13 protein-coding genes are annotated in these 12109 nt (G+C 68.6%); 4 read left to right on the top strand and 9 right to left on the bottom strand.

Going from position 1 to position 12109, the window contains the following annotated elements; all coding sequences use genetic code 11:
* Window positions 1–3: 3 nt before the first annotated feature.
* The 6 genes from ON38_RS31170 to ON38_RS31145 all read right to left on the bottom strand — a co-directional run bounded on the left by ON38_RS31170 (window position 4) and on the right by ON38_RS31145 (window position 5644).
* Entirely contained in the window at window positions 4–525 is a 522-nt protein-coding gene (locus ON38_RS31170; protein WP_039828738.1) for a DoxX family protein, read from the bottom strand.
* 4 nt (window positions 526–529) lie between these two features.
* The gene (locus ON38_RS31165; RefSeq protein ID WP_085995531.1) at window positions 530–1453 is read right to left on the bottom strand and encodes an alpha/beta hydrolase; all 924 of its coding nucleotides are present in this window, start codon (window positions 1451–1453) and stop codon (window positions 530–532) included.
* 64 nt (window positions 1454–1517) lie between these two features.
* Window positions 1518–3203 carry a thiolase C-terminal domain-containing protein gene (locus ON38_RS31160; RefSeq protein ID WP_051165518.1) on the bottom strand — a complete coding sequence of 562 codons (1686 nt, stop codon included), beginning with the start codon at window positions 3201–3203 and terminating at the stop codon, window positions 1518–1520.
* 126 nt (window positions 3204–3329) lie between these two features.
* Window positions 3330–4682, bottom strand: a complete 1353-nt coding sequence (locus tag ON38_RS31155; protein ID WP_051165517.1) for a cytochrome P450 — start codon at window positions 4680–4682, stop codon at window positions 3330–3332.
* A 15-nt stretch (window positions 4683–4697) separates the two neighbouring features.
* The gene (locus ON38_RS31150) at window positions 4698–4892 is read right to left on the bottom strand and encodes a ferredoxin (RefSeq protein WP_039828736.1); all 195 of its coding nucleotides are present in this window, start codon (window positions 4890–4892) and stop codon (window positions 4698–4700) included.
* A 44-nt stretch (window positions 4893–4936) separates the two neighbouring features.
* Window positions 4937–5644 carry an SDR family NAD(P)-dependent oxidoreductase gene (locus ON38_RS31145; protein WP_039828735.1) on the bottom strand — a complete coding sequence of 236 codons (708 nt, stop codon included), beginning with the start codon at window positions 5642–5644 and terminating at the stop codon, window positions 4937–4939.
* A 234-nt stretch (window positions 5645–5878) separates the two neighbouring features.
* Here ON38_RS31145 and ON38_RS31140 point away from each other — a divergent pair, with 234 nt between their 5' ends.
* A complete protein-coding gene (locus ON38_RS31140) occupies window positions 5879–7348 on the top strand; it encodes an aldehyde dehydrogenase family protein (RefSeq protein WP_051165516.1) in 1470 nt (489 codons plus the stop codon).
* Window positions 7345–8550, top strand: coding sequence for a CaiB/BaiF CoA transferase family protein (locus tag ON38_RS31135; protein ID WP_039828734.1), 1206 nt, complete (start codon window positions 7345–7347; stop codon window positions 8548–8550). Before ON38_RS31140 ends, ON38_RS31135 begins: the two co-directional genes overlap by 4 nt.
* A gap of 56 nt (window positions 8551–8606) precedes the next feature.
* Here the strand turns inward: ON38_RS31135 and ON38_RS31130 are convergent, their stop codons facing one another.
* Window positions 8607–8861 (bottom strand): hypothetical protein, encoded by a 255-nt coding sequence (locus ON38_RS31130; RefSeq protein ID WP_039828733.1) that lies wholly within the window; start codon window positions 8859–8861, stop codon window positions 8607–8609.
* Between the two features lie 210 nt (window positions 8862–9071).
* On the opposite strand from ON38_RS31130, the gene ON38_RS31125 reads away from it, so the two are divergent.
* Entirely contained in the window at window positions 9072–9509 is a 438-nt protein-coding gene (locus ON38_RS31125) for a TIGR03667 family PPOX class F420-dependent oxidoreductase (protein ID WP_051165515.1), read from the top strand.
* 87 nt (window positions 9510–9596) lie between these two features.
* Here the strand turns inward: ON38_RS31125 and ON38_RS31120 are convergent, their stop codons facing one another.
* Window positions 9597–9893 carry a hypothetical protein gene (locus ON38_RS31120; RefSeq protein WP_039828732.1) on the bottom strand — a complete coding sequence of 99 codons (297 nt, stop codon included), beginning with the start codon at window positions 9891–9893 and terminating at the stop codon, window positions 9597–9599.
* A 150-nt stretch (window positions 9894–10043) separates the two neighbouring features.
* Window positions 10044–10778, bottom strand: a complete 735-nt coding sequence (locus tag ON38_RS31115; protein WP_039828730.1) for a MerR family transcriptional regulator — start codon at window positions 10776–10778, stop codon at window positions 10044–10046.
* 79 nt (window positions 10779–10857) lie between these two features.
* On the opposite strand from ON38_RS31115, the gene ON38_RS31110 reads away from it, so the two are divergent.
* Window positions 10858–12048 (top strand): erythromycin esterase family protein, encoded by a 1191-nt coding sequence (locus ON38_RS31110; protein WP_051165527.1) that lies wholly within the window; start codon window positions 10858–10860, stop codon window positions 12046–12048.
* Window positions 12049–12109: the final 61 nt, after the last annotated feature.

Below are 12109 nucleotides of genomic sequence, written 5' to 3'. Positions count from 1 at the left end.
AGCTCAGGAATCGGCGTCCGCCGACTCCGGTTCCGGGGTGGCCGGTCGCCAGAACACCGCCAGCAGACCGGCGGTGGCGACCACACCGACCCCCAGCGCGACGGCGCCGCCGCCCCAGCCGGTGAGCTCGATCCCGGCAGCGTGGTCCAGCGACAGCCATCCGGGTCCGAGGATGCCGAGCGCCAGCGCGACGACGGCGAGGACCAGGACGTACTCGTAGCCGTCCTTGAACACGAAGAAGCCGTTCTTGCGGTGCGCGAGCAGGGCGGCGACCAGCATCACCGAGATCACCGCCGCGGCGGCCAGCGGGGTGAGCAAACCCACGACCAGCAGTGCTCCCGCGCCGATCTCGGTGATCACACTCAACCAGGCCTGCAGTACGCCGTGGCGTAACCCGAGTCCGCTGAACCAGCCGGCGGTGCCGGCGATCTTGCCACCGCCGATCCAGTGGTTGACCCCGTGCGCGATCATGGTGCCGCCCACGACCAGTCGGAGCAGCAGCAATGCGATATCGGTGACGTCCATTCGGTTACCTTCCCGGCGGCGCGGCCGCGCCGCCGTCGAATTGCAGGGCAGGGCCGGAGAACTCTCCGGTCCTGCGGGCGATGATGCACTGCTCGGCGAAGGCCAGGACGGTGAGGTGGTAGGCCGGGGCGGTGCGGCCGAGGCTCACGTTGTGACCGGTATTGGGCATGAGGTTCACCACGACCCGAGGGGAGCGGGTGAACAGGCCCCCGACCGCGACCATCTCCGCGGGATCGTTGCGCCAGACCCGTTCGTATTCACCCAGGCTGTACCGCACCGGAACACCGATATCGGGCGCCAGGCCGAGGAATTCCCGCGCGGCCCAGTCGTGCAGCGCCCGCGACTCCAGATGCGAGCCCTGTGCGGAGACCGTGCCACCGCCCAGGACGTCGTCGGGGTAGAGCCGGGCCGGCTCCCAGATCAGCCGGCCGACCCCACGTGGCCGCCGGCCGGCCACCCGGTCGGCGCCCCAGAGCAGGTCGTGGGCGGCCTGCCGGTGCCGGCGCCCGGTTCCGGCGAGTTCGAGTCCGAGCAGGTCGGCGCCGCGTTCGGACGCCGCCATCCGGACCGCGAGTTCGCAACCCGCCGAATGCGCGAGCAGGAAGACGCCCGCACCGCGGGGCAGCCCGTCCAGGAGCGCGTCGACTGCTCCGAAGACGAGGTCCACCCGGCGCCGCGGCGGCTCCAGGAACTCGGCGTGCGGAGCCGAACTGCCGAAGCCGGGGCGGTCCAGCGCGAGCACGGTGTAGCCGAGCCGCTGCCCGGTGCGCAGCAGCGAGTGATCCCGATGGCCGGGACAGTCGAAATACCGCGAATCCACGGCGCCGCCGTGCAGGGCGACCACGACCGCCCGCGGGTCGGGCGCCTCGGCCAGCAGTCCGGATACCGGAATCCCGTCGACTCCGGGCACTTCGGCGACCACCGGCAGCGGGCCGGTGGATTCGGCCGGCGTCAGCTCGGACCCGGTCAGCGTCACCGCGCGCCCCGGGCCATCAGGATTCGCTCCGCAGCAGCACCGCACCGCCCGGTGTGAGGCCCCCGCTGGACACCACCGCCACCTTCGCGTCGCGCACCTGCCGTTCCCCGGCGGTCCCGCGCAGTTGGACGATCGCCTCGTGCATCAGCCCCATGCCGTGGGTGCGGCCGTGCGAGAGTTGGCCGCCGTGCGTGTTCAGCGGCAGGATGCCGTCGCGGGCGATGTTCTTCCCGCCGTCCAGGAAGTCCTTGGCCTCACCGATCTTGCAGAAGCCGAGCGCTTCGATCCAGGACAGGCAGTTGATGGTGAATCCGTCGTACAGCTCGGCGACATCCACATCGTCGGGTCGTAGCTCGGTGCGGGTCCACAGATGGGCCGCGGGACCGAGGACCTGCGGTTCGTGCGTCAGCGTGCTCTGATCCCATTCGATTCGTTCGACGATCTGGGTGCCCACCGCCTCCACTCGGATGGTGGGTACGGGAAGATCCGCGGCGGCCTCCCGGGCCGAGACGATCACCGCGACGGCGCCGTCGCAGGGGACATCGCAGTCGTAGAGTCCGAACGGTGTGGTGATCGGCCGCGCGTTCAGATAGTCGTCCATCGTCATCGGATCGCGGTAGACCGCGCTCGGGTTCAGCGCGGCGTTCGCGCGCTGGTTCAGCGCGATCCAGCCGAGGGTTTCGCGGGTGGTGCCGTAGTCGTGGAAATGCCGCTGCGCCTTCTGCGCCAGGGTATGCGCGGCGGAGGTGGAACCGAAGGGATGCATCCAGCTCGCGGTGCGGCCGCCGCCGGACGCGGGAATCGTGCCCCGTTTCATCAGCTCGTTGAAGGTGGCCTCCCAGACCGTGCGGAAACACAGCACGTGGGTGGCCAGACCCGCGTGCACCGCGAGCATGGCCGCGATCACCGACCCGCCCGGTCCGAAGGTCTCTATTCCACCGTTGTGCCAGGTGGGCCGGATACCGAGCGCGGACTCCAGCGCGGTGACCCCACCCTCCCCGAAACCGCCGAGGTTGCCGCCACCAGGATACGAGGACAGCCCGTCGATATCGTCGAGGCCCAGGCCCGCATCGGTGATCGCCTGCTGGCAGGCGTCGACGGTGAGTTCCAGCGGTGGCCGCATGAGCCGCCGCCCTATCCGCGACATCCCGATTCCGGTGAGTGCGACGCTGTCCTCGAACTTGGCGCGCGGCCGCCTCGTGGTGACGTGGAGGGCGAACTGATCGGCGGGTATCTCGTCGACCGGAAGCGGGGCCGGGCCGGGTTGGTGCGCAGCGGGCCGGAACAGCGGCAGCCACACATCGTCGTCCTGCCGGAACACCACCTCCAGCCGCATGCCCAGAGTGAGCTCGCCGGGATCACAGTCGACGATATTGGTGGTCAGCCGGACCCGCGGATCGTCGTCCAGCGCCACCGTCGCCACCACGTACGGCGGTGGGAGACCCGGCAGGCCGAATCGGTGGTTGACGGTGAACGAGGCCAGTACCGCCGTGCCCGAGACGATCCGGGGCGCCAGCTCGCGGCTCCGGCAGTAGCGACAGATCGGCTGCGGCGGGTGGATCAGGGCCGCGCACGCCCGGCACTCCTGGATCCGGAGGTTCCCGTCGGCGCCCGACGTCCAGAAGAACTCGGTGTCCAGGGACAGCAGCGGTAGCGGCCGCCCCGATCGGGGTGCCGGTTCCTCGCCGGTCGTCGATGACATATCGCCTCCTCGTGGCGTCGGTGCCGGGGCCCGGTGCCGCCGGTGGCGACCTCGTCCGGTGTTCCGACCCCCGGGCGAGCCGCGCGGCCGCCCGCCCGGGGTGGAATCGTGTTGTGCGGGCCCGCGTCAGATCTGCGCCGCGTCCTTGCGGACGGTCACCGGCTCGGCGAGCCGCTGTTCATCGCAGATGGTCTGCAGTTTCTCGAGTGTCTCGGTGAGCCCGGGGCCCACCGGGGTCCCGGGGGTGAAGGTGGCCGGCAGGTGCCGCATCCCCTGGATCACCGCGATGGTCTCGTAGTGCACGGTTTCCTCCGGGATACACCGGAAGTCCGGTAGCCGATCCAGCACCGCGACCAGCATCCGCTTGTACACCGCGCGGGCCACATTGGATCCGATGCACCGGTGGATGCCCAATCCGAAACTGAAGTGCCGATTGCCTTTACGGTCCAGCACGACCGTATCGGGCCGGTCGAACACGGCCGGATCGCGGTTGGCCATGGCCCAGGACAACCACAGTCGTTCGCCTTCGGCGAACCGCGCCCCGGCCAGTTCGACATCGGCGTTCACCGTGCGGCCGTCACCGGGCGCCGGGGTGAAGTAGCGCAGGAACTCCTCGGTGGCCGAATCCAGTAGCTGGTCCCGTTCCCGGCTGAGTGTTTCCCGTTCGCCCGGATGCTCGGACAACCATTCCAGCGAATGCGCGGTGAGTGCGGTGGTGGTGTCGAACCCGCCGCCGATGAGCAGGCCGAGCATGCCCAGGATCTCGATATCGGACAGCGGCTTTCCGCCGAGCGTCGCCTCGGTCGCGAGGGCGTGGATGAGACCGGGCCGCGGATTCGCCCGGATCTCGGTGAGATTGGTGTAGAGGTCCAGGCCCATCTCCTGGTGCATCCGGTGTACCCGCTCGAACTCGGGGGAGTCGGGCGGGGTGTACACCGTGGCGTGCGCGGGTTCGCTGTAGACCGACCAGTTGCGCAGCGGTACGCCCAACATGGCCAAAGTCAGCACCGCGGGCACGATATTGGCCAGGTCGTCGACGAAATCGATACGGCCCGTGCTGATCTTCTCGTCGAGCGCGGCGCGGACCAGTTCGTCGACGAACGGTATCCACCGCTGCACCGCGGCGGGCGAGAGATACGGGTTGAGCACCGCCCGCAGTTCGCGGTGCTCCGGGTCGTCCATCTCGAGGATGCCGTTGCGAATGGCGGCCTGGTTGGTGGAAGGGATGGTGATGCCCTGATACCCGCGCCGCACACCGTCGACGTCACGGTCGTTGGAGACGTACGGGCACCGGGCGAGTTCGAAGACCTCCCGGTTTCCCGCGGCCACCCAGTAACCGTCGTGTCGGTCGGTCCAGGCGATCGGGCACTGCCGGTGCATATGCTCGGTGATCGACTGGAACGCTTCCCGGTAGCCGGGGCCGTAGCGGTCGAAATCGAGCCGGGGATGCAGGCGGTCGGTGGATTCGGCGGCGGACATCGGTCCCCCCTCGTGCTATTCGGTGAGTGAGATCGCGCGCTCGGGGCACGAGTGCACCGCTTCGCGCACCAGGTCCTCTTGGTCGTGGGCTACGTTTTCGTCGACCGGCGAGGAATGCCCGTCGATTTCGCTGAGTTCGAACGCTTTCGGCGCGATCATCGAGCACAGGGTGTGCCCCTGGCAGCGTTCCTGATCGACATGAACCTTCACGGTTGTCACTTCCCTTCGGATGCGGTGGCGGTTACCCGGGGCTGTCAGGTGTTGCGTCCGCCGTTGACGCCGATGATCTGGCCGGTGATGTAGCCGGCCTCCTCGGAGATCAGGAAAGCGCAGGTTGCGGCGATATCCTCGGGTTTGCCGACACGCCGCACCGGGGTGCGCTGGATATGGTCCTCGACGGTGCCGCCGAGCAGCCGGCGCTCCTCGGAGCGGCGCAGCATCGGGGTGTCGATGAAACCGGGTGGCACCGCGTTCACCGTGATCCCCGATGGGCCCAGTTCCAGCGCCAGCGATTTGGTGAGGCCGTTGACCGCTGATTTCGAGGAGACATAGTGGGACATGAACGGCTGACCCGACTGTGCGCTCGAGGAGGAGATGTTCACGATGCGGCCCCAGCCGGCGTCGATCATATCCGGCAGTACGGCCTGGATGGTGTGGAAGACGCCGTGCAGGTTCACCTCGATGACCCGCTGCCATTCCGCGAAGTCGATGTTCTGGAACCGTTTGAACCCGTCGACCCCGGCCGCGTTCACCAGCACGGTGACCGGCCCCAATTTCTCGCGCACGGCCCCGAGGGCTTCGGCGATGCTGTCCGGATCGGTCACATCGGCCCGGTAGGCGGAATCGTCCTCCGCGGCGGCATTACGGTCCAGGGCGGCCACGTGGAACCCGTCGCTGCGCAACCGCCGCGCGATGGCCAGTCCGATGCCCGAGGCGCCGCCGGTGACAACTGCGGTTTTCACGCCTGCCTCTCCTCTCCCGCGCCCACCGGCGCAAGAATATGCATTCCGAATAGTGAGAACCGTACTCTCGTCCAGTTCGGGTCCGCAAGATCGGCGGGTGCCGCGTGAAGGCGGCCGGCCTGCGGACGGTTCCGGATTGCCCCAGCTCACCGAATCGGCAGCCGGACTCCCTTGCCAAATGTACTATTCTCCTCAAACGAGAATGCAATTTTCATAAACTTTCGAGGAGGCGGGATGTCAACGCAGGAAGAGGCGGTGACGGCCACCCAGCGGTTGCTCATCGACGGCCAGCTGGTCGAGACCGGGGCGACCCTGGCCTCACTCAACCCCGCGACCGGGGAAGTGGTCGGCCACGCGCCCGAGGCCGGTGTCGCCGAGGTCGATGCCGCGGTGGCCGCCGCCCGCCGGGCGTTCGACACCACCGACTGGTCGACGAACCACGAATTCCGCGCGCGCTGCCTGGAACAGCTCTACCAGGCGCTGCAGGACAATGTGGAGGACCTGCGCGCGCTGATGATCGCCGAGGTCGGCGCGAGCTACATCCTCACCAAGGGCAACCAGCTCGAGACCCCGTTCGAGATCGTCAAGTACTACGCGGGCGTGCTGAAGGACTACACCTGGACCGAGGACCTCGGCCCGGTCGAGATCCGTGGTGCGCAGCACCAGCGCTGGGTGGAGAGGGAGGGTGCGGGCGTCGTCGCCGCCATCGCCGCCTACAACTATCCCTACCAGCTGGCCTTCGCCAAACTCGCGCCGGCGCTGGCCGCGGGCTGCACGGTGGTGCTCAAGGGCGCTCCCGACACCCCGCTCATCACCCTGGCGCTGGGCGAGCTCATCGCGAACCACACCGATATCCCGGCCGGGGTGGTGAACATCCTCGCGAGCTCCGAGGTGGCGGTGGGGGAACGGATGACCACGCACCCCGACGTCGATGTCGTCTCGTTCACCGGCTCCACTCCGGTGGGCCGCAAGATCATGGCCGCCGCCAGCGCCACCCTCAAGAAGGTCTTCCTCGAACTCGGCGGAAAATCAGCGGCCATCCTGCTCGACGACGCCGACTACAACCTCGGCGCCATGTTCGCCGCTTTCAGCATCTGCTCGCACGCCGGGCAGGGCTGTGCCATCACCACCCGGCTGCTGGTGCCCCGGGCCGACCACGACAAGGTCGCCGAATTGGTCGCGGCCAATCTCGCCAACATCACCTATGGCGACCCGGCCGATCCGAAGAACTACATGGGCCCGCTGATCAGTGAACGCCAGCGCGACAAGGTGCACGGTCTGGTGGAGCGGGCGGTCGCCGCGGGCGCCACCCTGGTGGCCGGTGGCGAGAAGGTGGACCCGGGTTACTTCTACAAGCCGACGCTGCTGGCGAATGTCGATCCCGACAGCGAGATCGCGCAAGAGGAGGTGTTCGGCCCGGTGCTGGCGTTGATCCCGTACGACGATATCGACGACGCCGTGCGGATCGCCAACAACTCCATCTACGGCCTGTCCGGCGGCGTCTTCGGCGCCGACGCGGAGCGCGCGCGGGCCGTGGCCCGCCGGATCCGCACCGGCACCTTCAGTATCAATGGCGGCAACTACTTCCACCCGGACGCGCCCTTCGGCGGCTACAAACAGTCCGGTGTCGGGCGGGAGATGGGCGTCGTGGGCATGGAGGAGTTCATGGAGAGCAAGACCATCGCGGAAGTGGTGGTTTCGTGAAACCGCTGGAGGGGATCACGGTTCTCGAGGTCGCGATGTACGGGTTCGTGCCCTCGGCGGGCGCGGTGCTCGCCGACTGGGGTGCGAATGTGATCAAGGTCGAGCACGCGGTCACCGGTGATCCGCAGCGGGGGCTGCGCCAGATCGGCAAGTTCAAGGTAGAGGGCGATCCGAACCCCAATATCGAGCACGCCAACCGCGGGAAACGCAGTATCGGCGTGGATATGTCGAATCCGGACGGCCGTGCGGTCATCCATGAACTGGCGCGGCGCGCGGATGTGTTCCTCACCAGTTTCCTGCCCTCGGCGCGGGCGAAGTTCGGGATCGATGTCGGCGATATCCGCGCGGTGAACCCCTCGATCGTCTACGCGCGGGGCAGCGCCCTGGGGCCGCGCGGCCAAGAGGCCGACCGCGGCGGCTACGACATGACCGCCTTCTGGTGCCGCGGCGGCGTGGCCGCCACCATCACTCCGGAGGGCACCGACGGGATGATCCAGCCGCCCGGTCCGGCGTTCGGGGACACCATTTCGGGGACGAACCTGGCCGGTGGGATCGCCGCGGCGCTACTGAAGCGGGAGCGCACCGGGGAACCGTCCGTCGTGGATGTCTCGTTGCTGGGCAGCGGCCTCTGGTCGCTGGGGCACACGGTCGCGCTGTCGGCGTATCAGGGGGAGCCCATGCTCGCGCCCCGGCCCGGGACGCACGGCGCGATGGCGAATCCGCTGTCGGGTCTCTACCGCACGGCCGACGACCGCTACCTCTCGTTCGTCATGTTGCAACCCGGGAAGTTCTGGGCCGACGTCTGCCGCCACATCGACCGCCCGGAGCTGGCCGAGGACCCCCGCTTCGCCGACGCGGCGCAGATCGCCGCCAATACCGCGGCCGGGGTCGAGATCCTGCGCGAGGCCATCGCGCAACGGACGCTGGCCGAGTGGACGAAGAAATTCGCGACACTGAAGGGCCCCTGGGCCCCGGTCCAGGACTCGTATCAGGTGGGGCAGGACGATCAGATCAGGTCCAACGAGTACATTCTCCCGGCCGGAGAACTGGAGCTGGTCTCGAGCCCGGTGCAATTCGACGTCAGGGCGCCCGAGTTGCGCCCCGGGCCGGAGTTCGCGGCGCAGACCGAGGAGGTCCTGCTCGAACTCGGCTGGGACTGGGACCGGATCATCGAGCTGAAGACCAGCGGCGCGGTGGCCTGACCGACAGCACGCGGCGGTGCCGGAACCCCGGGGTTCCGGCACCGCCGCGTGTCCGTTCAGCTGCTCTCGCAGCCGATTCCGTTGCCGTCGCGATCCAGGTCGTAGTCATCGGGTCCGATCACCCGTACCCGCCCGGTGTAGGCGGGGCCGTTACCACTGCCACCCGCGCAGTCGACATCGCTGGTGATGGGCACGCAGGGGTCGTAGGAGGCGTGGCATCCGGCCGGTGCCGCCCCGGCCGGGGCGGCTGCCGTCAGGCCGAACGAGCCGACGGCGAGAGCGGCGGTGCCCAGGATGGACAGGGTTTTCATCAAGGCTTCTTTCCGCGGGAAGGACGAATCGCCGAAGTTTTGCACGACTCGGGCCGGACGAGCCTGGATTTAATGGAAAAGTGACCTATAAAAATAGTTACCGGATACTTACCGGAACGCAGGGCAACCGCGTTCTCGGGCGGGAATCCTCGCGTGGGCCCGGATGTTGTTCCGGGCGCATCCCGCCCGCCCATCCTCCGGAGGCCGCTCATGACGACACCGCGCGCGCATGAATTGATCGACCCCGCCACGGATTTCGGTGCCCGCGTCGCCGAGCGGCTGGACCGCGAGCAGATCGTCTGGCTCACCACCGTGGGCCCCACCGGCACCCCACAGCCCAACCCGGTGTGGTTCCGGTGGGACGGGAGCAGCTTTCTGATATTCAGTCAGCCCGACCGTCCCAAGCTCCGCAATATCGCCCGCAATCCGCGAGTGGCGCTGCATTTCAACAGCACCGAGAGCGGGGGCGAAGTCGTGGTCTTCGGCGGCGCGGCCCAGCTCGACCCCACCGTCGACGCGGACGAGATCGCCGCCTATCTCGGCAAGTACGAGTCGGGGCTGGCCGGTCTGTCCATGACCGGCGATCAGTTCCGCGCCGAGTACTCGGTGCCCCTCCGGGTGGTGCCCGACCGCATACGCGGCTTCTGACCCGGTCGCGATTCCGGGCCCGAGCACGGCGGTGTCGGCCGCCCGCTCGTCGGGGTTCCGGCCACCGCGACGGGTGCGGCCGGAGAACTACGCGCTGAACACCACGCTCTCGAAGGCCGACTTCTGCTCCGGGGCCGTGGGGGCTCCTTCGCAATTCGGCCCGGGGAACGCGGCGACTCGGAGGCGGGTGTCGTTGGCGATCATGCCGGCGGCCCCGGGTGTGTTGTGGCATCGATCGGGGACGGGATCGCTCAATACGGCGGGGCCGCCCTGCTGTGACACGTAGACGAAGTCGCCGGGATCCGCGTGCGCGGTGAGCGGGACGGCCAGCGTGACCGCCGCGCCGGTGACGACGACGCCCAGGGTGTTCGCGAGGTATCGCACTGTCGCTGCTCCTCTCGTCTCGGGAAAGGGACGGCTGTTCGGGTACCTGTTCGCAGTATTCACGTTCGGCCGGTGGGATTCAGGGGTGCGATCGATACCGCCGGTCATCGGCCCTCTTCGGAGTGTCGCGATGCATCCGCCCGGGGACCGTCATCCGGTTCGCTCGTGTTGTCCGGGCGGGAGATGGTGCAGGTAATCTCCCAGCCGGCCCGCCGCCCGGAGCATGGCCAGCCCCCGGTCGGTGAGCCGGCGCTGCCAGGCGGCGAGCGCGGTGGCCAGGGCGTCGGTGCCGCCGGCTGTCCGGACCTGATCGACCACGACGGCGATCCGGTCCAACCCGTAACCTCCCCGCCTGAGCAAATGGGCCAGTTCGGCGTCGCGGATATCGGATGCGCGGTAGATCCGGTACCCGGTGCCCGGGTCGCGCCCGGGGGTGAGGATGCCGGCGGTTTCCCAGGCTCGCAGCGTGGCCGGGGTGACACGCAGATGGTTCGCCAGCTCGCCCACGGTGCGGTCGGTGGACGCGCGGGAACGATCGGGTGCCGATTGCCGCCCGGTGGGGAGGTGGGCGATGGCCCGCCGGACCGTATCCAGGGTTTCGCGGTCGCGGAGCAGCTGCTGGTGGCCGCGGTCGATCAGTTTCAGGGCGGCGTCCAGGTCGCCGGCGTGGAGTTCGGTCATGATCCGGCCGGCGAGCGCGTGCCCGTATGCCGCGACAAGGGCGAGAAAGGCGCGTAGGGCCGCCGCGTGGACCTCGGTGTAGATCCGGTAGCCGCTGTCCGTGCGTTCGGCGGCCGGGAGGAACCCGGCTCGTTCGTAGTTACGGACGGCTTGGGACGAGAGCCCGTGCTCGCGCGCGAGGTCGGCCGGCCGCAGAGTGATCATCGATTTGAGACTTTACCGCCAATATCCGAGTAGACGCGCGAAAAGTTTCAACCGAGACTTCAAAGATATGATCGAAGAAATGAACTTCGACATCGACACTTTCGTCGCCACCTCCCCCGAACTGCTGGCATTCGGTGAACCGACCCATCTGGAACCCGCCTTCGCCTGGACCCGCAACGATCTGTTCGCCGAGTTGACCGGCCGCGGTTATCGATCGATCGCCCTGGAAACCGATCGGGTGGCCGCCCTCGCCGTGGGCGACTATGTCCAGCGGGGTGTGGGCACCCTCGATACGGTCATGGACGAGGGTTTCTCGCACGGGTTCGGTGGTCTCGCCGCCAACCGGCAGCTGGTCGCCTGGATGCGGGAATACAACGAGAACCGTCCCGCCGGAGAGCGACTGGCATTCCACGGCTTCGATATGTCGGCGGAGACGATGAGCGCGTTCAGTCCCCGTCGGTACCTCGAATACGCCCGCGACTACCTGGGCCTCGACCTCGACCTGGCCGGCCTGCTCGGCGCGGACGAACAGTGGCACCGCACAGCGGCGGTCATGGACCCGGATGAATCGATCGGCGCGACCGCGGCGGCCGATACGCTCCGTGCGCACGCCGACGATATGCTCATCGAGCTGTACCTCCGGGCACCCGAGCTGATGGGCAAAACCACACGCGCCGAGTGGTTCCGGGCCGAAACGTATCTCACCGCGGGCCTCGGTCTGCTGCGGTACCACAAACTGGCGGCCCGCCACGTCGACCAGACTGCCCGCTGGACCCGTATGTGTGCCGCCCGGGACGCGCTGATGGCACAGAACCTCCTCGATATCCGCCGCTTCGAGGCCGACCGGGGTCCGACGCTGGTATTCGCGCAGAACGCGCATCTGCAACGGAATCCGAGCCATATGACCATGGGACCCATGGAACTCGACTGGCACAGTGCCGGCGCCGTCGTGCACTCCCTCGTGGGCACCGGCTACGCCCTGATCCTCGGCAGCCTGGGCCGCGACGAGACCTTCGGCCTGCCCGAGCCCGGGCCCGATACCTACGAGGGTTTCCTGCAGACCCGTATCCCGGACCGGGGGCTGATCGCACCCACCGAGATCCCCACCGCCCGCACCCGGGCCGATCACCGCCCGGAGCACGGCTTCTTCCCGCTCGACCGCGCCTCGATCGACGGCGCCGATGCGATCCTGCACATCCACGACGGCGCCGGCTACCGCGGCGCCGGGGAGGGGGATCCGCGACCGTGGGTGCCTGCCGGCCCCGCGTGATCGTGGGCCGGAGGGGGTGACCGGACCGGACCGGGCCGTTGCCACGGCTCGGCGTGGCGGC

The organism is Nocardia testacea NBRC 100365 (genome assembly GCF_000308775.1).
GTDB lineage: Bacteria > Actinomycetota > Actinomycetes > Mycobacteriales > Mycobacteriaceae > Nocardia > Nocardia testacea.
Note: the sequence above shows the minus strand (reverse complement) of the source record. Positions and strands in the feature narration are given on the sequence as shown.